General features: G+C 63.5%; 20 protein-coding genes and 2 tRNA genes. 16 read left to right on the top strand and 6 right to left on the bottom strand.

The genetic code is table 11. The features are described from left to right. Positions 1 to 69: 69 nt before the first annotated feature. The 11 genes from RR42_RS13490 (at position 70) to phoR (ending at position 12,430) form a co-directional block, all read left to right on the top strand. The gene (locus RR42_RS13490) at positions 70 to 735 is read left to right on the top strand and encodes an RlmE family RNA methyltransferase (protein WP_043347605.1); all 666 of its coding nucleotides are present in this window, start codon (positions 70 to 72) and stop codon (positions 733 to 735) included. Between the two features lie 104 nt (positions 736 to 839). Then, positions 840 to 2,723, top strand: coding sequence for an ATP-dependent zinc metalloprotease FtsH (ftsH, locus tag RR42_RS13485; RefSeq protein ID WP_043347603.1), 1,884 nt, complete (start codon positions 840 to 842; stop codon positions 2,721 to 2,723). A gap of 194 nt (positions 2,724 to 2,917) precedes the next feature. Then, entirely contained in the window at positions 2,918 to 3,781 is an 864-nt protein-coding gene (gene folP, locus RR42_RS13480) for a dihydropteroate synthase (RefSeq protein WP_043352070.1), read from the top strand. Between the two features lie 88 nt (positions 3,782 to 3,869). Next, the gene (gene glmM / locus RR42_RS13475) at positions 3,870 to 5,216 is read left to right on the top strand and encodes a phosphoglucosamine mutase (protein WP_043347599.1); all 1,347 of its coding nucleotides are present in this window, start codon (positions 3,870 to 3,872) and stop codon (positions 5,214 to 5,216) included. Positions 5,217 to 5,491: 275 nt separating this feature from the next. Continuing rightward, positions 5,492 to 6,526, top strand: a complete 1,035-nt coding sequence (pstS, locus tag RR42_RS13470; protein ID WP_043347597.1) for a phosphate ABC transporter substrate-binding protein PstS — start codon at positions 5,492 to 5,494, stop codon at positions 6,524 to 6,526. A 246-nt stretch (positions 6,527 to 6,772) separates the two neighbouring features. Then, positions 6,773 to 7,738, top strand: coding sequence for a phosphate ABC transporter permease PstC (pstC, locus tag RR42_RS13465; RefSeq protein WP_043347594.1), 966 nt, complete (start codon positions 6,773 to 6,775; stop codon positions 7,736 to 7,738). Between the two features lie 11 nt (positions 7,739 to 7,749). After that, positions 7,750 to 8,637, top strand: coding sequence for a phosphate ABC transporter permease PstA (gene pstA, locus RR42_RS13460; RefSeq protein WP_419188858.1), 888 nt, complete (start codon positions 7,750 to 7,752; stop codon positions 8,635 to 8,637). 53 nt (positions 8,638 to 8,690) lie between these two features. Further along, positions 8,691 to 9,479 (top strand): phosphate ABC transporter ATP-binding protein PstB, encoded by a 789-nt coding sequence (gene pstB, locus RR42_RS13455; RefSeq protein WP_043347586.1) that lies wholly within the window; start codon positions 8,691 to 8,693, stop codon positions 9,477 to 9,479. A gap of 55 nt (positions 9,480 to 9,534) precedes the next feature. Continuing rightward, entirely contained in the window at positions 9,535 to 10,239 is a 705-nt protein-coding gene (gene phoU, locus RR42_RS13450) for a phosphate signaling complex protein PhoU (protein WP_043347580.1), read from the top strand. 23 nt (positions 10,240 to 10,262) lie between these two features. Continuing rightward, complete coding sequence (gene phoB, locus RR42_RS13445; protein WP_043347578.1) at positions 10,263 to 10,970, top strand: phosphate regulon transcriptional regulator PhoB; 708 nt, start codon at positions 10,263 to 10,265, stop codon at positions 10,968 to 10,970. Between the two features lie 116 nt (positions 10,971 to 11,086). Continuing rightward, positions 11,087 to 12,430 (top strand): phosphate regulon sensor histidine kinase PhoR, encoded by a 1,344-nt coding sequence (gene phoR / locus RR42_RS13440; RefSeq protein ID WP_043347574.1) that lies wholly within the window; start codon positions 11,087 to 11,089, stop codon positions 12,428 to 12,430. A 71-nt stretch (positions 12,431 to 12,501) separates the two neighbouring features. Here the strand turns inward: phoR and ppk1 are convergent, their stop codons facing one another. Then, on the bottom strand, positions 12,502 to 14,625 hold the full coding sequence (gene ppk1 / locus RR42_RS13435) for a polyphosphate kinase 1 (RefSeq protein ID WP_082054897.1): 2,124 nt from the start codon (positions 14,623 to 14,625) through the stop codon (positions 12,502 to 12,504). A 145-nt stretch (positions 14,626 to 14,770) separates the two neighbouring features. Between ppk1 and ppx the strand changes: the two genes are divergently transcribed. Next, on the top strand, positions 14,771 to 16,303 hold the full coding sequence (gene ppx / locus RR42_RS13430) for an exopolyphosphatase (protein ID WP_043347570.1): 1,533 nt from the start codon (positions 14,771 to 14,773) through the stop codon (positions 16,301 to 16,303). A gap of 83 nt (positions 16,304 to 16,386) precedes the next feature. On the opposite strand, the gene RR42_RS13425 is transcribed toward ppx, so the two are convergent. From RR42_RS13425 to RR42_RS13410, 4 genes are all read right to left on the bottom strand, one after another. Further along, on the bottom strand, positions 16,387 to 17,241 hold the full coding sequence (locus RR42_RS13425; protein WP_082054896.1) for a GNAT family N-acetyltransferase: 855 nt from the start codon (positions 17,239 to 17,241) through the stop codon (positions 16,387 to 16,389). A gap of 137 nt (positions 17,242 to 17,378) precedes the next feature. Further along, positions 17,379 to 17,855 (bottom strand): SixA phosphatase family protein, encoded by a 477-nt coding sequence (locus RR42_RS13420; protein ID WP_043347564.1) that lies wholly within the window; start codon positions 17,853 to 17,855, stop codon positions 17,379 to 17,381. Positions 17,856 to 18,270: 415 nt separating this feature from the next. Next, positions 18,271 to 18,492, bottom strand: a complete 222-nt coding sequence (gene infA, locus RR42_RS13415; protein ID WP_006157708.1) for a translation initiation factor IF-1 — start codon at positions 18,490 to 18,492, stop codon at positions 18,271 to 18,273. A 752-nt stretch (positions 18,493 to 19,244) separates the two neighbouring features. Then, positions 19,245 to 19,321, bottom strand: a tRNA-Pro gene (locus tag RR42_RS13410). Between the two features lie 395 nt (positions 19,322 to 19,716). Here RR42_RS13410 and RR42_RS13405 point away from each other — a divergent pair. From RR42_RS13405 to RR42_RS13395, 3 genes are all read left to right on the top strand, one after another. Then, positions 19,717 to 20,934 (top strand): GGDEF domain-containing protein, encoded by a 1,218-nt coding sequence (locus RR42_RS13405; RefSeq protein ID WP_043347560.1) that lies wholly within the window; start codon positions 19,717 to 19,719, stop codon positions 20,932 to 20,934. A gap of 140 nt (positions 20,935 to 21,074) precedes the next feature. After that, a tRNA-Arg gene (locus RR42_RS13400) sits at positions 21,075 to 21,151 on the top strand. Positions 21,152 to 21,307: 156 nt separating this feature from the next. After that, entirely contained in the window at positions 21,308 to 22,195 is an 888-nt protein-coding gene (locus tag RR42_RS13395) for an alpha/beta hydrolase (protein WP_052494623.1), read from the top strand. Between the two features lie 105 nt (positions 22,196 to 22,300). On the opposite strand, the gene fabI is transcribed toward RR42_RS13395, so the two are convergent. Beyond that, on the bottom strand, positions 22,301 to 23,089 hold the full coding sequence (gene fabI, locus RR42_RS13390; protein ID WP_043347558.1) for an enoyl-ACP reductase FabI: 789 nt from the start codon (positions 23,087 to 23,089) through the stop codon (positions 22,301 to 22,303). Positions 23,090 to 23,327: 238 nt separating this feature from the next. Here fabI and RR42_RS13385 point away from each other — a divergent pair, with 238 nt between their 5' ends. Then, positions 23,328 to 25,208, top strand: coding sequence for an extracellular solute-binding protein (locus tag RR42_RS13385; protein WP_043352064.1), 1,881 nt, complete (start codon positions 23,328 to 23,330; stop codon positions 25,206 to 25,208). The last annotated feature ends 5 nt before the right edge of the window (positions 25,209 to 25,213 follow it).

Raw genomic sequence — 25,213 nt, 5'->3', positions numbered from 1 at the left:
CAAAACGAGTGAAAAACGCACGGGCGACCGCGGGTCGGCGGCGTTTTTCTCCATACAGATGTATCCGGAATGGCCAAGAACAAATTCAATCAGGCGTGGTTGCACGACCATATCAACGATCCCTACGTCAAATTGGCGCAGCGCGAGGGCTACCGCGCTCGTGCAGCGTATAAGCTGAAGGAGATCGACGAGCAGGACAAGCTGATCCGTCCCGGCCAGGTCATTGTCGACCTCGGTGCGGCCCCCGGCAGCTGGAGCCAGTACGCCCGCAACAAGCTGGCGGCATCTTCGCGCGCCAAGGACGGCGGCATTGATGGCGCGGTGATTGCCATTGACCTGTTGCCGATGGAAGCTGTCGCTGACGTCACATTCATCCAGGGTGACTTCCGCGAGGAGGACGTTTTCCGCCAGTTGGAGGAAATCGTGCTGCAAGCGTCCGGCGGGGCAAAGATTGATCTTGTTTTGTCGGACATGGCCCCCAACTTGTCCGGTGTAGCCTTTGCCGATGCGGCCCGTATCGATTACTTATGTGACCTGGCGCTGGAATTTGCCCAGGCCCATCTGAAGCCGGAGGGCTCATTGCTGGTAAAGTGTTTCCATGGCAGCGGTTACAGCCAAATCGTGGAGAAGTTCAAGCGCCAGTTCAAGGTGGTCGCCAAACGCAAGCCCAAGGCGTCACGCGATAAGTCTTCCGAGACCTTCATTCTTGGGCGTTTCCTCAAGTCGGCGGGGTGAAGCGGTGCCTATCGCTTCGATGAATTTGCTTTTTACCCCCACGCCGGGCGCTGCATTACAATGCAGCTATCCCGTTGGCAAGGCGTTCGTAAAGGAGTTTGGCCTTGAATAACAACCTGTTTCAAAAGGCGGCAATCTGGCTCGTGATCGCGCTGGTGTTGTTTACCGTCTTCAAGCAGTTCGACAAGCCCCGCACGCAGGAAGGCGTCACCTATTCGCAGTTCATGGATGATGCCAAGGCCGGCAAGGTGGGCCGGGTTGACGTGCAAGGCCGCAATCTGGTGGTGACGCCCAAGGAAGGGCAGAAGTACACCATCATCTCGCCGGGCGACATCTGGATGGTTGGCGACCTGATGAAGTTCGGCGTCCAGGTTACCGGCAAGGCAGACGACGAGCCCAACCTGCTGGTGCAGGCCCTGTATTACCTCGGGCCCACCCTGCTGATCATTGTGTTCTGGTTCTACATGATGCGGCAGATGCAAGGCGGCGGGAAAGGCGGTGCCTTCTCCTTCGGCAAGTCGCGCGCGCGCCTGATCGATGAAAACCAGAATGCGGTCACTTTCCAGGATGTCGCCGGTTGCGACGAATCCAAGGAAGAAGTGATCGAACTGGTGGACTTCCTCAAGGATCCGCAGAAATTCCAGAAGCTGGGCGGCCGTATCCCGCGCGGCGTGCTGCTGGTCGGCCCTCCGGGCACCGGCAAGACGCTGCTGGCGCGTGCCATCGCCGGCGAAGCCAAGGTGCCGTTCTTCAGCATCTCCGGCTCGGACTTCGTTGAAATGTTCGTCGGCGTGGGCGCGGCCCGTGTCCGCGACATGTTCGAGAATGCCAAGAAGCAGGCGCCCTGCATCGTCTTCATCGACGAAATCGATGCGGTCGGCCGTCACCGCGGCGCAGGCATGGGCGGCGGCAACGACGAGCGCGAGCAAACCCTCAACCAGATGCTGGTCGAGATGGACGGTTTCGAGGCCAACTCGGGCGTGATCGTGATCGCCGCGACCAACCGTTCGGACGTCCTGGACAAGGCGCTGTTGCGCCCGGGCCGTTTCGACCGCCAGGTGTATGTCGGCCTGCCCGACATCCGCGGCCGCGAGCAGATCCTCAAGGTCCACATGCGCAAGGTGCCGATCGGCAATGATGTCGACGCCTCGGTGATTGCACGTGGTACCCCGGGCTTCTCCGGCGCCGACCTGGCCAACCTGGTCAACGAAGCCGCACTGTTCGCCGCCCGTCGCAGCAAGCGCGTGGTCGACATGCAGGACTTCGAGGACGCAAAGGACAAGATCTACATGGGCCCGGAGCGCAAGTCCACGGTCATGCGCGAGGAAGAACGCCGCGCAACCGCGTACCACGAGTCTGGCCATGCGGTGGTGGCCAAGCTGCTGCCCAAGGCGGATCCGGTGCACAAGGTCACCATCATGCCGCGCGGCTGGGCACTGGGCGTGACCTGGCAGCTGCCGGAGCACGACAAGTACTCGAAGTACAAGGACAACATGCTCGACGAGATCGCCATCCTGTTTGGCGGCCGCGCGGCGGAAGAGGTCTTCCTCAACGCCATGAGCACCGGTGCTTCCAATGACTTCGAGCGCGCCACCAAGACGGCTCGCGACATGGTCACCCGCTTCGGCATGAGCGACACCCTGGGAACCATGGTGTACGTGGATACCGAGCAAGATGGCATGTTCGGCAAGATGTCGTCCAAGACGGTGTCGGAAGCTACCCAGGTCAAGGTCGATGCGGAAATCCGCCGCATCGTCGACGAGCAATATGGCCTGGCCAAGCGCCTGCTCGAGGAAAACCGCGACAAGGTCGAAGCCATGACTGCGGCCCTCATGGAATGGGAAACCATCGATGCGGACCAGGTCAACGACATCATGGCGGGCAAGCCGCCGCGGCCGCCGCGTGGCGCGTCCAGCCAGAACGGTGGTGGCAACACGCCGTCGGGTGGCTCGCCGGTGGCTCCGACCAACGCTCCGGCCACGGCCTGAGCGGGATGGCCGGCACGATAGTGCCGCCGGCGTTCCGGTAATCCGGAACGCGCTGGCGCGGTTGTCGTGGTTGTAGCGGTCGTTCACCAAGCCTGAAGCCGGCGCCTTGTGCGCCGGCTTTTTCTTTGTCGGCGCGTACGTCGCGCCGTGTTTTTCCACTTTCCTGGCTCTCGTCCTTTCGTATCTTGTCGTCGATCTCAACCGATTTGAGTTTCCAGTGCGGCCGCTACCGCTTCGCGCGCGACCGCCGTCCGCTGGTGATGGGCATCCTGAACGTCACCCCCGATTCCTTTTCCGATGGCGGCCAGCATGCTGGCCGCGATGCCGCCTTGCGCCATGCCGAGCGCATGATTGCCGAAGGCGTGGACATCATCGATATCGGTGGCGAGTCGAGCCGGCCAGGGTCGGCGGCATTGCCGCTGGACCAGGAGCTGGAGCGCGTGCTGCCGATGGTCGAGGCGCTGCGCGACTGCGGCCGGCCGCTGTCCATCGATACCTACAAGCCGGAAGTCATGCGCGCGGCGCTGGCGGCCGGGGCGGACTTGATCAATGACATCTGGGGCTTTCGCATGCCTGGCGCCGTCGAGGCGGTGAGTGAGGCACAGGCGGGGCAGGCCGGACTATGCGTGATGCATATGCAGCGCGATCCGCAGACCATGCAGGAGCAACCCCAGTACGAGGATGTGGTGCAAGAGGTCGCTGGTTTCCTGCGCGAGCGCGTGGACGCGCTGCGCGCCGCCGGCGTGGCTGAAAGCCGCATCACGCTCGATCCAGGCTTTGGCTTTGGCAAGGCGCCGGATCATAATCTGCGGCTGCTGGGCCAGTTGCCGCAACTGGCGGTTGATGGCCTGCCCTTGCTGGTTGGCCTGTCGCGCAAGTCGACGCTCGGCGCGATCCTGGGCGGGCGGCCACCGCAGCAGCGGATCGCCGCCAGCCTGGCAGCGGCGGTATGCGCTGCGGAACGGGGTGCGTATATCGTGCGTGTGCACGATGTGGAACAAACTGTGGATGCCCTCAAGATCTGGTGGGCCATCCGTCATGAAACCATCGCCAATTAACATTTGTTTTGATTGCGGGCGTCGAGCATTGCACGCTTAGCCTTTAGCATTCGGCATCCGCAATACCGAACAACGGGAGAATGATCATATGACACGCAAGTATTTCGGCACGGATGGGATTCGTGGCAGGGTTGGCGAGGCGCCGATCACGCCCGACTTCGTGATGCGCCTGGGCTATGCGGCGGGCATGGTGCTTGCCCATGGGGCGAAGCAGCATGATCAGGCGCGTCCGACCGTACTGATCGGCAAGGACACGCGCATTTCCGGCTATATGCTGGAGGCCGCGCTGGAGGCCGGCTTTACCTCGGCAGGCGTCAACGTGCTGCTGACCGGGCCGCTGCCGACACCGGGCGTGGCCTATCTCACGCGTGCGCTGCGCTTGTCGGCAGGCGTGGTGATCTCCGCCAGCCACAACCCGTACTACGACAACGGCATCAAGTTCTTCTCCGCCGATGGCGACAAGTTGCCGGATGCCGTGGAAATGGCGATCGAGCAAGCGCTGGAAGAGCCGATGGTCTGCGTGCGTTCGGACGATCTCGGCCGCGCGCGCCGCATTGAGGATGCCGCTGGCCGCTACATTGAATTCTGCAAGAGCACGTTTCCCTACGAGCAGGACCTGCACAAGCTCAAGCTGGTGGTGGACTGCGCACATGGTGCCGCTTACCACATCGCTCCTCACGTCTTCCACGAGCTTGGCGCCGACGTGATCTCGATCGGCAACCAGCCGGATGGCCGCAACATCAACGCCGGCTACGGCGCGACGGCCCCGGAAAAACTGATCGAAGCGGTCAAGGCCAATGGCGCCGATCTTGGCCTGGCCTTCGACGGCGATGCGGACCGCCTGCAGGTGGTGGACCGCGACGGCCGCCTGTTCAACGGGGATGAACTGCTGTACCTGATCGTCCAGGACCGCCTGCAGGCGGGCCAGGCGGTGGAGGGCGCGGTGGGCACGCTGATGACCAATATGGCGGTGGAGCTCGCGTTCCAGCGCCAGGGCGTGGAGTTCGTGCGCGCCAAGGTGGGCGATCGCTATGTGCTGGAAGAGCTGAACAAGCGCAAGTGGACGCTGGGCGGCGAGGGCTCGGGCCATCTGCTCTGCCTGGACCGCCACACTACCGGCGACGGCATCGTCTCCGCGCTGCAGGTGCTGGCCGCGTTGCGCCGTAGCGGCAAGACCCTGTCGCAATTGCTGGAAGGCGTTTCGCTGTTCCCGCAGACGCTGATCAATGTGCGCGTGGAAAAGGGCTTTGATTGGCAGTCCCACGCGGGCCTGAGCGCGGCGCGCGCCGTGATCGAGCCGCAGCTCGCGGGCCGGGGCCGGGTGTTGATCCGAGCATCGGGGACCGAGCCGGTGGTGCGCGTGATGGTCGAAGCCGAGAAGGTCGAGACCGCGGAGCAGGCAGCGCAGACGCTGGCGGACGCCTTGCGGGCCTGAAACCGGGTCATCGCCGCTAGTTGTTGCCAAAACGCCGGGCTTTTCGCCCGGCGTTATTTCTTGTAGAAAAGCAATTAACCGCATATTTTCGGGCTCGCCTGCCGCCGGATGCGGGTCGGGGAGGGCATTGCCGACGGGTGAATCGATGTGATGCGAGAGGCCGCTTTCGCTGACTTTGAAGAAGATCTCGTGATGTCATTGAATTGTCATAGTCGGAGCTTAAAGTTCGACTTGTCAAAAAATTGTCATTCCCCAACCATGTCTCTGGAGGACATATGAAGCTGGTCAAGACTGCCGTAGCAGGCATTGTGTCGTTGGTGGTGGCGGGCACTGCGTTCGCGGCGGAAATTACCGGTGCTGGCGCTTCTTTCCCGGCGCCCGTGTATTCCAAGTGGGCCGATGCATACCAGAAAGCAACGGGTAACAAGGTCAACTATCAATCCATCGGCTCGTCTGGCGGCATCAAGCAGATCGGCGCCAAGACTGTCGACTTCGGTGCTTCCGACGCGCCCCTGAAGGACGAAGAACTGGCCAAGCAAGGCTTGGTGCAGTTTCCCACGGTGATCGGCGGCGTGGTGCCGGTGATCAACCTGCAAGGCATCAAGCCGGGCGAACTGACCATCACCGGCGACGTGCTGGCGAACATCTACCTGGGCAAGATCAAGAAGTGGGACGATCCCGCCATCAAGGCACTGAACCCGCACGCCAAGCTGCCGAACCAGGACATCCTGCCGGTGCGCCGCGCCGATGGTTCGGGCACCACCTTCATCTTCACCAACTATCTGTCCAAGGTCAGCACGGACTGGAAGAGCTCGGTGGGCGAGGGCACCACGGTCAACTGGCCGGGCGGTGGCACCGGTGGCAAGGGTAACGAAGGCGTGGCCGCTTTCGTGCAACGCCTGAACGGCGCCATCGGCTACGTCGAGTACGCCTACGCCAAGCAGAACAAGATGACCCACCTGAACATGAAGAACGCTGCCGGTGCAGTGGTTCAGCCCGGTGACGACGGCTTCAAGGCGGCAGCAGCCGGCGCCGACTGGAGCAAGACCTATTACCAGATCCTGACCAACGAACCGGGCAAGACGGCATGGCCGATCGCCGGCGCGACCTTCATCCTGGTACACAAGCACCAGGAAAAGGCAGCGCAGGGCGCCGAAGTGCTGAAGTTCTTCGACTGGGCCTACAAGAGCGGCGGCAACATGGCCAGCGACCTTGACTATGTACCGCTGCCGGACGCCGTGGTGAACCAGATCCGCGCGACCTGGAAGAGCTCGGTCAAGGACGGCTCGGGCAAGGCGTTGTACAACTGATCGGCGGGCTGCCACGGCAGCCGCGCCTTGCCGGTCCGGCGTCCCAAGGGCGCCGGACCGGCGGCGTTGAAGACAGCAAAGCAGCAGAAGTAGAAGTAGAAGTAGAAGTAGAAGTAGATGCAGCAGTAGAAGCAGCGCAGCAAACGCGGCAACCCGCGCGGGCAAGCACGACGCAATGCAAGGGGCAGATTGGCCCGAGCGCTCGGCGCGGCCAGCCGCCTACTAAACGAACTCCAATACCACATCATGGCGACTACATCCGATCTATCCGCAGTACGGCCGCCTAGCCGTACCGGTGACATCCTGTTTGGTGGCCTGACGCGCGGCGCCGCCATCGTGACCTTGCTGCTGCTTGGCGGCATCATCGTGTCGCTCGCAATCAGCGCCTGGCCTTCCATCGAGGCCTTCGGCCTGCGCTTCCTGTGGACCGCAGAGTGGGATCCACCCGCGGACGTCTATGGCGCGCTGGTGCCGATCTACGGCACCATCGTCACCTCCCTGATCGCCCTGATCATCGCGGTGCCCATCAGCTTTGGCATCGCGCTGTTCCTGACCGAGCTGTCGCCGGCCTGGCTGCGCCGCCCGCTCGGCACCGCCATCGAATTGCTGGCCGCCGTACCCTCGATCGTCTACGGCATGTGGGGCCTGCTGGTGTTCTCGCCGATCTTCGGCGAGTACTTCCAGAAGCCGCTGGCCGCCACCGTGGGCCAGGTGCCGCTGATCGGCAAGCTGTTCCAGGGGGCGCCCCTGGGCATCGGCCTGCTGTGCGCCGGCGTGATCCTGGCGATCATGATCATTCCCTACATCGCGTCCGTGATGCGCGATGTGTTCGAAGTTACCCCGGTGTTGCTCAAGGAATCGGCCTATGGCATCGGCTGCACCACGTGGGAAGTGATGTGGCGCGTGGTGCTGCCCTTCACCCGTGCCGGCGTGATCGGCGGCGTGATGCTGGGCCTTGGCCGCGCGCTGGGCGAGACCATGGCGGTCACCTTCGTGATCGGCAATACCAACCTGCTGGACAACGCCTCGCTGTTCTCGCCGGGCAACAGCATCACGTCGGCGCTGGCCAATGAGTTCGCCGAAGCCGGCGCTGGCCTGCATACCGCCGCGCTGATGGAGCTTGGCCTGATCCTGTTCTTCATCACGTTCGTGGTCCTGGCGCTGTCCAAGATCCTGTTGCTCCGCTTGGCCAAGAGCGAGGGTGCAAAATGAACCAAGCCGCCATGTCCTCCTCCTCTACGTCGATTCCGGCAGTCAGTCCGGATGCGGATGCCACGCGCACGCGCCTGCAGGCACGGCGCCGCCGCACCAACTTCTATGCCCTGACCGCGTCGCTGGGCGCCATGGGGTTCGGCCTGTTCTGGCTGGCCTGGATCCTGTGGACCACCATTTCGCTGGGAGTGGGCGGCCTGTCGATGGACCTGTTCACGCAGATGACGCCGGCGCCGAATACCGCCGGCGGCGGCTTGGCCAATGCAATCTACGGCAGCTTCGTGATGGTGGGTTTCGCCACGCTGTGCGGAACGCCCTTGGGCATCCTGGCTGGTATCTACCTGGCCGAATACGGCAAAACGTCGCCGCTGGCCAGTTTCATCCGCTTTATCAACGACATCCTGCTGTCGGCGCCGTCGATTGTGATCGGCCTGTTCGTCTACGCGCTGGTGGTGACCCGCATGGGCCATTTCTCCGCTTGGGCCGGCATCTGCGCGCTGGCGTTGCTGCAGATTCCGATCGTGGTGCGCACGACCGAGAACATGCTGAACCTGGTCCCCAACGCGCTGCGCGAGGCCGCCTTTGCGCTCGGCACGCCCAAGTGGAAGATGGTGCTGTCGATCACGGTGAAGTCATCGTATGCAGGCATCGTCACCGGCGTGCTGCTGGCGGTTGCGCGTATCGCCGGCGAGACCGCGCCGCTGCTGTTCACGGCCTTGTCCAACCAGTTCTGGACCAGCGACCTGAACAAGCCGATGGCGAACCTGCCGGTGACCATCTTCCGCTTCGCCATGAGCCCATTCGTCGAGTGGCAGCAACTGGCCTGGGCCGGCGTGTTCCTGATTACCGTTGGTGTGCTGGCGCTCAATATCCTGGCGCGCATGCTGTTCAAGAAATGACCGGCAGCGCGATAGCCGCACGGCTTACCTCAAATTCTTTGCGAGAGACGAGCATGACCTCGACCGTCATCGACATTCCCGACACGACCCGCGCCAAGATCGACGTGCGCAACCTGAACTTCTACTACGGCCAGTTCCATGCGCTGAAGAACGTCAACATGTCGATTCCCGAGCGCAAGGTAACGGCCTTCATTGGTCCGTCCGGTTGCGGCAAGTCGACCCTGTTGCGCACCTTCAACAAGATGTACGCGCTCTATCCGGAGCAGCGTGCCGAGGGCGAGATCAACATGGATGGCGAGAACCTGCTGACGGCCAAGAAAGACATCGCTCTGCTGCGCGCCAAAGTTGGCATGGTGTTCCAGAAGCCCACGCCGTTCCCCATGTCGATCTATGACAATATCGCCTTTGGAGTGCGCCTGTTCGAGAAACTGTCACGCTCCGAGATGGATGACCGCGTGGAATGGGCACTGTCCAAGGCGGCGCTGTGGAACGAAGCCAAGGACAAGCTCAACCAGTCGGGCTACGGCCTGTCCGGCGGCCAGCAGCAGCGCCTGTGCATCGCGCGCGGCATCGCCATCCGGCCCGAAGTGCTGTTGCTGGATGAGCCGTGCTCCGCACTTGACCCGATCTCGACCGGCCGCATCGAAGAACTGATCGCGGAACTGAAGGACGAGTACACAGTGGTGATCGTGACCCACAACATGCAGCAAGCCGCGCGCTGCTCGGACTACACCGCGTATATGTACCTGGGTGAACTGATCGAGTTCGGCGAGACCGAGAAGATCTTCATCAAGCCGCATCGCAAGGAAACTGAAGACTACATCACCGGCCGTTTCGGCTGATTGAGCGTTACGCACATAGCGCATAGCATACGAATAGAGCGGCTAGGAGAACAACATGTCTGACAAGCATCTGTCGACCCAATTCGACGCCGACCTCAACGCCATCAGCACGAAACTGCTGCAGATGGGCGGTCTGGTCGAGTCGCAGATCGAGAACGCCATGCGGGCGCTTTCGGAGTTCGACGCGGGCCTGGCCGATCAGGTCATCGCGCGCGAGCACCACCTGAATGCCCTGGAACTCGAGATCGATGCCGATTGCGGCAACATCATCGCGCGCCGGCAACCGACCGCGCGCGACCTGCGCCTGGTGATGGCGATTTCCAAGACCATCACCAACCTGGAGCGCGCCGGCGACGAGGCGGAGAAAATCGCCAAGCGCACCAAGCACATCATGGAAGACGCCGGTGCCCACCAGATCAATTACTCCGAGGTGAAATTCTCGGGTGATCTGGCGATCGCGCTGCTGCGCCAGGCACTCGATGCCTTTGCGCGCCTGGACACCGTGGCTGCCGCCCGGATCGTCAAGGACGACAAGGCCATCGACGACGAATTCCGTGCGTTCGTGCGCAAGCTCATCACCTATATGATGGAAGACCCGCGCACGATCTCGGTCGCGCTGGATTTCCTCTTTATCGCCAAGGCGATCGAGCGCATTGGCGACCACGCCAAGAACATCGCTGAATTCATCATCTACATCGTCAAGGGAACCGACGTCCGCCACGCCTCGCGTGAGGACATGGAGCGCGAAGCGCTGAGTTAAGGCGCCACCGCGGAGAAAATTACATGCCAAGCAGCATTCTTGTTGTCGAAGACGAACCCGCGATTGCCGAGCTGATCGCGGTCAACCTGCAACACGCGGGACATTATCCGATCCGGGCCTATAACGCCGAGCAGGCGCTGTCGCTGATGAGCGACGTGCTGCCGGACCTGGTGCTGCTCGACTGGATGCTCCCGGGCAAGTCGGGAGCGACCTTCGCCAAGGAACTGCGCAATAACGACCGCACCAAGCAGATTCCGATCATCATGCTTACCGCGCGCAGCGAGGAGCAGGACAAGGTGCTGGGGCTCGAGGCCGGCGCGGACGACTACGTCACCAAGCCGTTCTCGCCCAAGGAACTGCTGGCCCGCATCAAGGCCGTGCTGCGCCGCCGCGCCCCGCAACTAACCGACGACGTCGTTGCGATCAATGGCCTGCGCCTTGACCCGGCCACGCATCGGGTCACCGGCCAGGATGAATCTGGCCTGATCAAGCTGGACCTGGGTCCTACCGAGTTCCGTCTGCTTCACTTTTTGATGACGCATCCGGAGCGCGTTCACAGCCGTTCGCAGTTGCTGGACCAGGTCTGGGGTGATCACGTGTTCGTGGAAGAGCGGACCGTCGACGTGCATATCAAGCGCCTGCGCGCCGCGCTGACCCCCGGCGGCTACAGCAACATGATCGAGACGGTGCGCGGCAGCGGCTACCGCCTGGCTCGCGCGCCCAGCCACTGATCGGCAGGATTGCCACGCCGGTTCCGGCGTGGCGCCTGTTACAGCTTGCCTGTTTCGTGGCACACTCCACCGCATTCCATGCGGTCTTGCCGCCTGCCTGACCTTCTCACTTCTTCATGAACGTCATCTGGGCCCGTTCGGCGGCCATCCTGATTCTACTGGCCCTGGCTTCGGCGGGGCTGTACTTCTTCCTTGGCCCCGTGCCCGCGCTGGCCATGCTGTGCGTCGGGTTGCTGGGGCATCTGCTCTATTACATCTACCAGATCAACCGGCTCTGGAAAGTGCTGGATGCGCCAGCTTACGGCGAGATTCCCAGCGCGCTGGGGCTATGGGGCGAGGTGTATTACCGCCTGCATCGCCTGGTCAAGCGCTGGCGCACCCAGGTGTTGCAGGTCGAGCAGCAACATACCCGCTTTATCCAGGCTATCCAGGCGTCGCCCAATGGCGTTCTGATGCTGGATGATGCCGACCAGATCGAATGGTGCAACGATGTGGCCGAGCAGCATTTGGGCCTCAATGCGCGGCGCGACGTGCGCCAGCGCATCACCCACCTGATCCGGCGGCCGGAATTCGTCCAGTACCTGCACTTGCAGCGTTTCGATGAACCGCTGGTGATGCGCGACATGGGCGAGCACAAGCGCAGCGTGATCGCTGTGCAGATCCTGCCTTACGGCGAAAGCCGCAAGCTGGTGCTGACACACGACATCACCAAGCTGGAGAACACCGAGGCGATGCGCAGGGATTTCGTCGCCAACGTCTCCCACGAACTGAAGACGCCACTGACGGTGCTGACCGGCTTCCTGGAAACCGTGCGCGACCTGCCCGTGTCGGAGCAGGATCGCAACCGCTACCTCGACATGATGCTGGTGCAGTCCATGCGCATGCAGCACCTGGTCGAGGACTTGCTGGTGCTGGCCAAGCTGGAAAGCGACGAGCAGCCGCCGAGCCAGGACCGGATCGACCTGGCCGAGCTGGTTGCGCATCTCGTGCACGACGCCGAGGCGCTGTCCCAGGGCGGGCACCAGATCTCCGCGCAGATCGATCCGGCCGTCACGATCCGCGGTGCGGAGCGTGAACTGCTGTCGGCCTTCGGCAACCTGGTTTCCAATGCGGTGCGCTATACGCCGGAGGGCGGGCGCATCAGCATCGCGCTGAGCTACGAGAATGAGCACGCCATTTTCTCGGTCACCGATACGGGCCTGGGCATTGCCGCCGACCATATCCCGCGCCTCACCGAGCGTTTCTACCGGGTCGACCGCAGCCGTTCGCGCGACACCGGTGGGACCGGCCTCGGGCTCGCCATTGTCAAGCATGTGCTGTCGCGCCACCATGCCGACCTGCGCATCACCAGCGAAGTGGGGCGCGGCAGCGTGTTCCGCGTGGTCTTCCCGGTTGATCGCAGCGGCTATATGCCTAGCGCCTTGCCGCGGCCAGGACAGTCGCCGCAGAAGGCGGCCTGAGCGAGCCACCCGCTCGCGGCGGCGTGCATGGCACGGCGCACGCGAGGCGCGCCGTGCCGACCTCACCACCCTCAGGCGCTGCCGAACAGGGCCAGCAGGTCGTTCTGGCTGACGTGCGGCTGCTTGGACTTGGTGTGCTTGCGGATGTAGCTGCCGTCGGACTGCATGATCCATGCGGAGGCATTGTCGTGCAGATGCACCCGCAGGCTCTCCTTGATGACCCGTGCCTTCAGTACTTTGTCCAGCACCGGGAATGCCACCTCGACGCGACGGAACAGGTTGCGGTCCATCCAGTCCGCGCTGGACAGGTAGACCACCTCCGTGCCGCCGGCCAGGAAGTAATAGACCCGGTGATGCTCGAGGAAGCGCCCGACGATGGAGCGCACCGTGATGTGCTCCGACAGGCCCGGCACCCCTGGGCGCAGCGCGCACACCCCACGGATGATCAGGTCGATCTTCACGCCAGCGCGCGATGCCTTGTACAGCTCTTCGATGATGGATGGTTCCAGCAGCGCATTCATCTTGGCCATGATGCGCGCGGGCTTGCCGGCACGGGCGTTGCGGGCCTCCGCGCGGATATGCTCCACCAGATTGCTCTGCATGGTGAACGGCGACTGCCACAGGTGATTCAGGCGGATGGTGCCCGCAGTGCCCGTTAGCAGCTGGAACACATGCTGGACGTCCTCGCAGATCTTCTCGTTGGCGGTGAGCAGGCCGAAATCGGTGTATAGCCGCGCGGTGCGCGGATGATAGTTCCCGGTGCCCAGGTGCGCGTAGCGGCGCAGCTTGAACTGCTTGCTCTTGGCGCCTTCCAGTTCGCGGCGCACCATCAGCAGCATCTTGGCATGGCACTTGTGGCCAACCACGCCATAGACCACATGCGCGCCGGCGGATTCGAGCCGCTCGGCCCAGTTGATGTTGGTTTCCTCGTCAAAGCGCGCCAGCAGTTCCACCACCACCGTGACTTCCTTGCCATTGCGCGCCGCGGTCATCAACGCCTCCATCACCGGCGACTCGTTGCCGGTGCGGTAGACGGTCTGCTTGATGGCTACCACGGCAGGGTCGACGGCGGCCTGCTGCAGCAAGTCGAGCACCGAACTGAAGCTCTCGTAGGGATGGTGCAGCAACACGTCCTGCTGGCGGATCGCGTCGAACATCGAAGCGCCGGGCGCAAACACCTTGACCGGCGCCGGCACGTGCGGCGGGTACTTGAGGGCGGGGCGGTCGACCAGGTCGGGGATCTGCATCAGCCGCACCAGGTTGACCGGGCCGCTCACGCGGTACACGTCCTGCTCGCCCAGGCCGGATTCGAGCAGCAGGCGGCGCGCCATGGCCGGCGGGGTATCGGACGAGATTTCCAGGCGCACGGTGTCGCCGAAGTGGCGGGTCGGCAGCTCACCTTGCAGTGCCTCGCGCAGGTCCGTGATATCGTCCTCCGACACGAACAGGTCAGAGTTGCGGGTGACGCGGAACTGATAGCAGCCGTTGACCTTGATAGCGGGGAACAGCTCATGCACGAAGGCTTGCATGAAGGACGACAGCAGCACAAATCCGTAGGGATAGCCCGAGAGTTGCTCAGGCATCCTGACTACGCGCGGCAGCGCGCGGGGCGCCTGCACGATGGCCAGGTCGGCCTCCCGGCCGAAGGCATCCTTGCCCGATAATTCAATGACGAAATTCAGGCTCTTGTTGAGCACCCGCGGGAAGGGGTGGGCCGGGTCCAGCGCGATCGGCGTCAGGACCGGGCCGAGTTCGCGTGTGAAGAAGCTGCGAGCCCATTCGCGCTGCGCCTCGTTCCAGGTGGAGGCGAGGTGAAAGAACACCCCTTCTTTCTCCAACAGGGGGAAAATCACGTTTTGCAGCATGTCATACTGCATGGTCACCAGCTTTTGCACGCGCTCCGTGACAATCTGGTATGCCTGCTGCAAGGAAAGGCCGTCGGGTGTGATGCCGGAAGGATTGTCACGCATCTGCTCCTTCAAGCCGGCCATGCGGATCTCGAAGAACTCGTCCAGATTACTTGAAACAATACAGATGAATTTCAGACGTTCGAGCAGTGGCACGCTGGCGTCAGCTGCCTGTGCCATGACTCTCGTATTGAATTCCAGAATGCCCATTTCGCGGTTGAGCAGCGTGCCGGGTGGGCTTGTCGACATAGGCATGACCTTCTTTTGGTAATGCGGCGACTTTTTCATAGAATCATGTCAAATTGATGACAATGTGATTTTGTCACGATGCAGACATGATAAAGACATATTTTCTACGGTTGGGCGAACCTGACTGCCCGACACCGTTATTTATGCCGCGGCTTGCGGCTTTTACCCACATTCCCCTACCGCGATGAACCAAACCCCTCGCTTGCTGGCCGCCGTCGACATGGGCTCAAACAGCTTCCGCCTGATGATCGGGCGGGTGGATGAGAGCTTGACCGCATCCGGGCCGGCCAGCCAGCTATTCCAGGTCGATGCGCTGCGCGAGCCGGTGCGACTGGCCGCGGGCCTGACGCCGGACAAGTACCTGGACCAGCCTGCCCGCCGGCGTGGCATCGACGCCTTGCGGCGTTTCGGCGACCGACTGCGCGATTTCTCCCCTGACCAGGTGCGGGCGGTGGCAACCAATACGCTGCGGGTAGCCAAGAACGCGTCGGAATTCCTGATCGAGGCCGAACACGCGCTTGGATTCCCGATTGAGGTGATTGCCGGGCGCGAAGAAGCGCGGTTGATTTACCTGGGCGCCTCGCACGATGCGCCGGCCTGTGCGGGCAACCGGCTGGTGGTCGATATCGGTGGCGGCTCGACCGAGTTCATCATCGGCAGCGGCTACACGTCCAAGCTGATGGAGAGCCTCTATATCGGCTGCGTCTCGCACAGCCGCCAGTTCTTCCCCAGCGGCAATGTCGATGACTACGCGATGAAGCAGGCGGAACTGGCCGCGCGCAGGGAGATCCAGGTGCTCGTGCGCCAGTACCGGGCGGCCGGCTGGCAGCAGGCGGTGGGTTCGTCGGGTACGGCGCGCGCGCTGGCCGAACTGATCGAGCTCAACGGCATGAACGACAACCCGGCCGAGCACGGCATCACCCGCGAAGGGCTGGAGCGCCTCAAGCGCGCGCTGGTCAAGGCCGAGAACGCCAACCGCGTCAAGCTGGTGGGCCTGAAGGCGGACCGTATCCCCGTGCTGCCAGGTGGTCTGTCGATCATGCTCGGCGTGTTCGCCGAGCTCGACATCGATCGCATGGACGTCACCGATGGCGCGCTGCGCCTGGGCGTGCTGTACGACCTGCTGGGCCGCACGCACCACGAGGACATGCGTACCATCACCGTGGATCAGTTCATGCGCCGCTATGGCGTCGACCGCGCGCAAGCCCAGCGCGTGCGCCAGGCGGCGCTGGGTTTGCTGGCGCAGTTTCCCGAGCCGCGCAATGAGCGCCGCGACGACAATCTGGCACTGTTGGGCTGGGCCGGCGGGCTGCATGAGATCGGCATGACCATCTCGCACAGCGGCTACCACAAGCACTCGGCGTACATCGCTACGCACGCCGATATGCCGGGCTTCTCGAAGACCGACCAGGCACGGCTGGCAACGCTGCTGCTCGGGCATGCCGGCAAGCTGGGCAAGCTTTCCGGCAGCGGCAAGTTTCTGGACTGGCGGATGCTCTTCAGCCTGCGCCTGGCGTTCGTGCTGTGCCGGCGCCGTGCCGACGAGCCGCTGCCCGAGATCACCGTGGGCCAGCGTTCGGATGCGCTGGACGAAGGTTTCGAGGTGCGCTTGCCCAAGGCCTGGATCGAGGCCAACCCGCTGGTCGAATACAGCCTTGCGCAAGAAGCCGATGAGTGGGAGCGCATCGGCAAGCGCTACAAGGTGGTGTACGCCTGAGCCAAGCGCGGGGGCGGCCAGATGGCGGCCCCCGCTTCGATCAGCAGGCCAGGCAAATGCGGGCGGCGAGCGCCCGCACAGGCTCAGGCGTCGCGGTTCAGCCCAAGGAAGTGGCGCGCATAGCGGGGGTTCATGTCGTTGACGCGCAGCAGCGTGAGGAAGTCCGCCACGTTGAAGTCGGGATCCCACGCCGGCATGCCGCAAATTCGCGCGCCTAGCCGCAGGTAACCCTTGATCAGCGCCGGCGGCTCTACGTCCAGCGTCTGATTGAGTTCGTCGATCGGCAGAGGCAGGCGCGGGAACGCGTGATATTCGATCGGCGCCAGGGCGCGCTCGGCGAATACCCGGTACAGGCTGGCCGCATAGTGGCCGCCATCGCTCATCGGCACGCTGGCGCATCCCAGCATCGACTCGATGCCCCAGCGCTGCAGGTACTCGCCCAGGCCACCCCACAGCGCCATGATCACGCTGCCCGAGCGGTAGTCGCGGTGCACGCACGAGCGGCCCAGTTCCACCATCTTGGGCTTCAGGTGAGCCAGGCGCACCAAGTCGAATTCCGACTCGGCATAGAGGCAGCCAATGCGCTTGGCCTGGTGGGGCGCCATGACGCGGTAGGTGCCGACCACCTTGAGCGTGGCCGTATCGCGCACGATCAGGTGGTCGCAATAGGCGTCGAACATATCCACGTCGAGTTCAGGCCTCGACGGGTTCAGCCTTGCGCCCATTTCTTCGGCGAAGACCTTGTAGCGCAGGCGCTGCGCTTCTTCTACTTCATCCTGGTGGCGCGCCCACGCCACGCTGAAAGCAGGCTGGTCATGCGCTTGTTCATGTGCTTGTGCAGGTTGCTGGCGATGAAGACGCCTCCGCGCCGAATGGCCTGACAGGCCACTGGGCAGGGAATCGAACAACGGCTGGGTGGGCGTCGGGAGCTCTCGCATCAGTATGTCCTTTCGGTGACGAAACTGTTGCGGTCGAATGTAGAGATGGCAGGTGACAGTGCCGTGAAGCAGTCGTGACGGTTCGGTGACGGCAGCCCGGAAAGCCAAGCCGCGCCGTTGCGGGGTGCCAAAAAATGCTAGAGAAATTCCGGATTGATGACAGCGCGCAACACGACCTGCGATTCACTTTCGCGCGTGCGCCCCGACAGCCACCAGATGCCGCTCTTGCGCACGCTCCAGTTCATTTCCGAGCCTGCCAGCAGCAGGCTGGCAAGTTGGCCAAGCCAAGGCTGGTGCCCGACCAGCACGGTGTGCTCGGCGCCTTGGGGCCAGTCGACCGCGGCCAGCACCGCGCTGACATCGGCACCCGGGGCAAGCTCGGGCAACACCTCTGCGTTCTCGCGCAGGGCCGCGGCGGTTTCGCGCGTACGCAGGGCCGGGCTGCAGACCACCCGCGTACCGGGAGGCAGATGGCTGCGCAACCATGCGGCGGAGGCATCCGCCTGCTTATGTCCGCGTTTGGTCAGGGCGCGTTGCAGGTCGGCATTGCGGGAAAAGCCAAGCGCGCCAGACAACTCCTCGGCTTCGGCATGACGCCACAGGATCAGGTTCATGAGAGCGGTGTGCTCAAGCTAAAGGGGAAAAGGGAAGGGGGGAAACGGGAAATGGATATGTCGAGTATGGCCACGCGCGCAGGTGCGTGCAAGACGGGCAAACACCGGGCGGGAACGCAGCATGGCACTGCCAAATGACACGCATGTTGCGAGCCATACATGGCGGAAGCTGCGGCAGCCTGGGGTGAAGCGATTGGGGTGCGATGGCCGGCAAGCCATCGGCATCGACCAGTGCTCCAGGCCTGAGGCGTCAGGATGGAATAGCCATCATGATTGTTTCACTGGAGCCGCGTATGCACGATGCGCGCAGGTGGCAATGGCCAGATGTTTCCCAGGGCGGGACCGCCGCGATGCGGTGCCCTGGAATGCGGTCTGGCGCAACGCTCGCCGGGGGGGGGGCGAGTGTGGAAGACGATCAGACTTTGTGGCGGAAGTTGATGCGGCCCTTGGTCAGATCGTAGGGCGACATTTCCAGCGTCACGCGGTCACCAGCCAGAATGCGGATGCGGTGCTTCTGCATCTTGCCCGAGGCATAGGCCCAGATTTCCACGCCGTTTTCCAGCGTCACGCGGTAACGATTGTCCGGCAGGGCTTCCGAGACAACACCGCCAAATTCGATAAGTTCTTCCTTAGCCAATCTTCTTCCTTTGCGGCAGCCTTGGGCTGCATGAATTTAGGTAAATCCGGTGAGGCGAGCGCCGGCATGCCGGCATGCCTGCATGCTCGCGAGGTCCGGGTGCCAGCAGTGACAAGCGCCGGCTTGCTTGGTTGCGCCTTGAAGTTGCGGGAGGCAAGCTGACCCGGACCGGCACGGCAAAAAAGCGCGTGCAAAAAGTCCACGTTAGGGAATCGCCAGGGGGCGCGTCAGTGCCCGGCCGATTGCCTTGCCGGTTGCGGCCCAAGCCAATGCGGCCGTGCTACCGTGATAGGCGCGGGGGCAATGAAGCGGGCAAGATGTTCCCGGTGGCTTGCCGAACCGCGCTGGATACTGCGCTGCAGTGTGATGGCTGCATTTCTCGGCAAGAGCGCCCGGTTACAGGGCATGCTGCATAAACCCCGGGCTAACGCGCGATTATATCATGGGTGTGCAGTTGAGGCGTGGCGCGCGCTCGGTCGCCTTACCCGGATATGGCCGCGAAAACAAGAGAAAAAGCCCGCCGCCGGGTGGGGTGCGGGCTTGAAAGTGGTGCGGGCGGCTCGCGGCCCCGCCCGCTGCCAGTGTCTGTGTTTCAAGCCCGCAGGGGATCCCATATTCATGGCATTGCCATTGGGTTGCGGTGCAGTGAGGTGGGCGCCCGGCGCAGTGGCCGGCACTGGCCCGGACAAATTCAGGCGACAAAAAAAGGCTTAGACCTTACGGTCTAAGCCTTTGATCTTATTGCTAAATACTGGTCGGGGCGACATGATTCGAACATGCGACCCTCTGATCCCAAATCAGATGCGCTACCAGGCTGCGCTACGCCCCGAAGCCGTGGATTGTAGCCTGGCGGCGGGGCCGGGGTCAAATTTTACTTTTGCATCGGCCAAGCGAGGCGCCGCCCGATGTGGGGGGCGCCTCAGCATTTGATGGATAAAAGGTTCGCTTGACTTGGTCGCAAGCGCTGACATAATCCGCACACCGCAGCGGCCAGGCCCCGCGCCCGGTCAGGCGCGGCAATCCGTGCCGCTTGCGGGACTGGCGCCGAACATGAGAATAAGAGTGCCCTCGCCACGATCGCGAGGCCCAGCCCCTGTCCGCCGGGGTGCATGAAGACGGTCAGATGCTTAAAAAGAAAGAATGGCGAAAACCTCGGGTCCGCGCGGGTCCCGGGGCGCATGGTGGCGTGACGGAACGCTGCCTGCCAAGTTGGACGGGGAAATCATGTTTCAGTCGCAGGTTAGTGTGCTGGTCGCCGGCCTATTCGGGTTGCAGATGGCGGTGGTGTTCGCAGTCTTGCAGCGCACACCCGGCATGGGCCGCGCCGGTTTGAATTCTTGGGTGGCCGGCGCGTTGCTGGTCACCGCAGCCACCGTCTTGCTCGCTGCGCAGGACTATTTGCCGGAATGGCTTACGCTCAATCTGGTGGATCTGGTCATGACGGCGGCTTTGTCCTCGATGGTCTACGGCACGCGCCGCTTTTTCGGCAAGCGCGGGGGTGCGGTTGCGCTCTGCTTGCTGAACCTTGCCGTGCTGGCCAACGCCGCCTACTTCGATTGGGCGGGCGTGTCGCCGGCAGAACCGGCGCTCGTCTTTATCCTGGCCAATACCTATCTTCCGCTGTTGTTGCTGCGCGTGGTGGCGCCGCAAGTGCGCGCCAAGCGCGGCACCGGCCGCCTGGCGGCGCTGTCGCTCGGGCTGATCGCGCTCGCTTGCGCGGCCATGGGCCTCTATCAAGCCATTGACCTCAGGCTGCTTCCCGCTGGCCTTGCCTGGCTGGCAAAGCGCCCGTCCCGGGAAACCTTTGCCGTCCTGCACGCCTTTGGCATTGTCAGCCTGGCCGTGAGCTTTGCGCTGCTTGCCCACGATAGCCTGCGCCGGCGTCTGGAGCGCCGCGCCAGCTATGACGACCTGACCGACGTCCTGTCGCGCGGGCCCTACTGGGAGGCGCTGGAAGAGGCCTGCAAGCAAGCGGACCGCCAGCAACGCCCGCTGACCGTGGCGTTCATCGACCTGGATCATTTCAAGGCCATCAACGATCTCTATGGCCATCTGGCCGGCGACAGCGTGCTGCGCCATTTCAGCGGCTTGCTGCGCAAGACCGTGCGCGCGGACGATTTCGTCGGCCGGTTGGGTGGGGAAGAGTTTGGCATCGTGATGCCCAACACCGCGCTGGACCAGGGCCGGGCCATCAGCCTGCGCCTGAGCGCGCTGGTGCGCACCACACCGTGCCCGTCCGAGCCGGATGCGATTTCCTACACGGTAAGCATCGGCATGGCAGAGCGGCTGCCGGGGGAGGGGGCGGATACGCTCATGCGCCGCGCCGACAATGCCCTCTACGATGCCAAGACCATGGGGCGCAACTGTGTGTCCACGCAGCCCATCGAGCGGCTTGCCGGCATGGCGACGCCGCCGCGAATGCGGGTTTCGCAGGCATCCTGAGCCGGGATATGCCAGGCCCCACGCCAACACGGTAGGATCGGCTGCAGGGCTGAGGTAGAATACCGGGCTTCGCATGCCAAGCGCGCAGCAGCACGTTCAGCGGCATGCCAAGTCCTCTGCATTTCGGTAGTTCTTCCTGTCCGCCCTTAGCTCAGTTGGATAGAGCACTCGCCTTCTAAGCGAGCGGTCACACGTTCGAATCGTGTAGGGCGGACCATTTTCTCCCGCATTCCCCAGCATTCCCCATCGCTCAGAGGGGCCATCGTCGCATCGCGAACTCAGGCGAGGTGCTGCCTATGGCCGACAGTCCGGTCTAATATTTCGGGGCTGCCGTGGCTTTTTCTGGCTCGGCGCGTTTCCCGAGGCTATTCCCATGGCGAAGTTCAACACAGGTGCGGGCAGGAAGCTGCGTTACTGGCTGGCCGGTGGCGCGTGCCTGTTGATGCTGGCCGCCATTGCACGCCATGTCTTGTTCCTGGTGGTCGAGGAGGATGCGTTCGAGCCCAAGCCGGCCGGCGCGGCCGGTGCGATGACGCCGGATCGCCTGGGCGTCGCATCGCGCCAGTTCGCGTTTGCCAGCGGCGCGCGCATGCTGCGCGCCTCCTGCGTCCTGGCGCAGGGCGGCGACGCCCCCGCCTTGCTGATCTACCACGGCGACGAGGAAAACTTGTCGGACTGGGCCAGCGCGCAGGCGCTGCTCTACCGCGACGGGATCTCGTCCTGCGTGTTCGACTACAGCGGCTATGGCGCTAGCAGCGGCAAGCCCGGCGTGGTCAACCTGCATGAGGACGGCCTGGCCGCATATGGGCAGTTCCTCGCCATGACGCCGCGAGCCAGCCGGCGCTATGTGATGGGTTTTTCGCTGGGTTCCGGGGTGCTGCTGGATGTGATCTCCGCCTTGCGCCCGGCGCCCGCTGGCCTGGTGATTGCCGCTGGCTTCACGTCCGCACGCGAGGCGGCGGTGCTGACCGGGCGGGTGCCGGAGTGGATAGCCAGGCTGCTTCCCGAGCCGTGGGACAACGAGGATCAATTGCGAAAATCAAGGCTGCCGCTGCTGCTTGTGCACAGCCGCGCGGACGAGGTGATTCCCTTCGCGCATGCCGAGCGGCTGGAGCGCGCGGCCTGCGGTCCTCGCCGGCTGGTGGCGCTGTCGGCGCTGCCGCACGATGCGGCGATCCAGTCGGAGCGCCAGGAAGCGTTCTGGGCGCCTATCGTCGCCTATCTGCGCTCGGGCCGACTGGCCGGGGAGGGCGCCGAATAGGCCGCGCGCACGCCGTGCCGCCGGGGGGGCACGAAAAAGGGGCGTCGGCCAAAGCCGCACGCCCCTTTTTAGCGATGGCCGCCGTGAGAGGCGGCCGCGCCGGTATTACGCTTCTTCGGGCAGGCTCGCGCCTACGGTATTGAAGCCGGCGTCCACGTAGGTGATCTCGCCGGTCACGCCGCTGGACAGGTCCGACAGCAGGAAGGCGGCCACGTTGCCAACCTCGTCGATGGTCACATTGCGGCGCAGCGGCGCTGCCTCCTCGATGTGGCCCAGCAGCTTGCCGAAGCCCTTGATGCCGGAAGCGGCCAGGGTCTTGATCGGGCCTGCGGAAATGCCGTTGGCACGAATGCCGCGCGGGCCCACCGAAGCGGCCAGGTAGCGCACGCTGGCTTCCAGCGATGCCTTGGCCAGGCCCATGGTGTTGTAGTTCGGGACCACGCGCTGCGCGCCGAGGTAGGTCAGTGTCAGCAGCGAGGCCTTGTCAGACAGCATGGGCAAGGCGGCCTTGGCCAGAGCGGGGAAGCTGTAGGCCGAGATGTCGTGCGCCACACGGAAGGACTCGCGCGAAAGACCTTCCAGGAAGTCGCCAGCGATGGCCTCGCGCGGCGCGAAGCCGATCGAGTGCACCAGGCCATCGAGCTTGTCCCAGCTCTGGCCGAGCCCGGCGAAGGTGGCGGCAATCTGTTCGTCGTCGCCAACGTCGCATTCGAATACCAGGCTGCTGCCGAATTCCTTGGCAAAGTCGTTGATGCGGTCCTTGAACCGTTCGCCGACATAGGTGAAGGCTAGCTCGGCGCCTTCGCGCTTGCAGGCGGTTGCGATGCCGTAGGCGATCGAGCGATTGGACAGCAAGCCGGTGATCAGGATTCGCTTACCTGCGAGAAATCCCATAACTTCTCCAATGATGTTCGAGGTGGACGGGCACGTTTCGTGCAACGGCGTCCGGGCTGCGGCGCGCACCGCGCGGCGGCTGCTTTGCAGCAGGCTGACGACCGGCAAAACAGCGGTGCCGCATACTGGAATGTCCGGATGGCTGGATGCCGGCCGAACCCATGTAAAATTGTCTCATAACTTGACCGCGCCGCCGAAGGCTGCGGACGATCCGATTCAGGTGGAGGACCCAAACCGGATGCATATTCGCGCACGTAGACCGCTTCAGGCGGCATGGCAGCGCTTCCGCACATTTGCGGCGCTGGGCTGTGGATTCGTAGCCCTGTGTACCGCGGGTTTTCCCTTGTCGGCTGGAGCCGCCCATGGCTTCGCACAGTATGGCGGCCTCAAGTATCCCGCCGATTTCACCCATTTCGACTACGCCAACCCGGACGCGCCACGCGGCGGCACGCTGACGCTCGCCAACCCGGACCGCCGCACCAGCTTCGACAAGTTCAACCCGTTCACGCTCAAGGGTACCTCCGCCCCGGGCGTGAACACGCTGATGTTCGAGTCGCTGTTGATTGCCAGTAGCGATGAAACCGCCAGCGCCTATGGCTTGCTGGCGGACGACGTGACCGTGGCGCCGGACGAACTGTCCGTTACCTTCCACATCCGGCCGCAGGCGCGCTTCAGCAACGGCGATCCTGTGCTGGCCAGCGACGTCAAATACTCCTACGACATGCTGATGAGCAAGGCATCCAGCCCTGGCTACCGCAGCATGTGCACCGACGTGAAAGCCGTCACGGTGGTGGATTCGCGCACGGTACGGTTCGATTTCAGGCAGCGCAACATCGAGCTGCCGCTGATCGTTGGCTCCTTGCCGGTCTTCTCCAGGAAATGGACCGCCACGGTGTCGTTCGACAAGCTGACCTTCGAGGATCCGGTGGCCAGCGGGCCCTACCTGATCGAGCGCTACGATGCCGGACGCGGCATCACCTTCAAGCGCGATCCGTCGTACTGGGGCAAGGACCTGGCGGTGCGCCGCGGCACGTTCAACTTCGACCGGGTGGTCTATCGCCTGTACAAGGACGAGACAGCCAAGCTCGAAGCCTTCAAGGCTGGCGAGTTCGATGCGATCGTCGAGTACAAGGCCAAGAGCTGGGCTAAGAGTTATGAGGGCAAGCGCTTTTCCAACGGCGAACTGATCAAGACCGATTTTCCGCACCGCAACGGAGCCGGCATGCAGGGCTTCGTCATGAATATGCGCAAGCCGATGTTCCAGGACGTGCGGGTGCGGCAGGCCCTGATCCTGGCGCTGGATTTCGAGTGGCTCAATCGCCAGCTGTTCTATGGCGCGTATCGCCGCCTCGATAGCTGGTTCTCCAACAGTGAGCTGGCCGCCAGCGCCACGTTCGACGGCCGTCCCGGCCCCGGCGAGCTGGAACTGCTGGAGCCGCTGCGCGCGCAGCTGGCGCCCGAGGTATTTGGCCCCATCGTGGCGATGCCCACCACCAATCCGCCGCGTTCGCTGCGCGACAACCTGCGCGATGCGCGCCGGCTGCTGGCCCAGGCCGGCTGGACCTTCGAGGATGGTGCACTGCGCAATGCCAAGGGCGAGCCCTTTGTCTTCGAGTTCCTGGACGACGGCGGGGCCATGAGCCGCGTCATCACCACCTACGTGCGCAACCTGGAGAAGCTGGGCATCGAGGTGAACCAGCGCACCACCGATTTCGCGCTGTACCAGAAGCGGCTGGAAGACTTCGACTTTGACATGGTGTCGATCCGTTTCCCGGATTCGCAGAGCCCGGGCAACGAGCTGCGCGACCGCTTCAACAGCGAGGCGGCGGGCACGCCCGGCTCGGACAATCTGTTTGGCCTGAAATCGCCGGCGATCGACCGCTTGGTGGACAATGTCCTGCACGCCCATACTCGCGAAGAACTGGTCAATGCCGGGCGCGCGCTGGACCGCGTGCTGATGCACGGCTACTACATTGTGCCCAACTGGTATAGCGCGTCGCATCGGGTGGCATACCGAAAAGAGCTGGTCTATCCGCAGCGCCTGCCGTACTACTACACGGCGGAAGGCTGGATCCTGAGCAACTGGTGGCGTGCCGATGCCAAGCCAGCCGCTCAATAAGCGCG

This window comes from Cupriavidus basilensis (assembly GCF_000832305.1).
Taxonomy (GTDB): Bacteria; Pseudomonadota; Gammaproteobacteria; order Burkholderiales; family Burkholderiaceae; genus Cupriavidus; species Cupriavidus basilensis_F.
The sequence above is the reverse complement of the archived record's forward strand: the minus strand, read 5'-3'. Positions and strand labels throughout refer to the sequence as shown.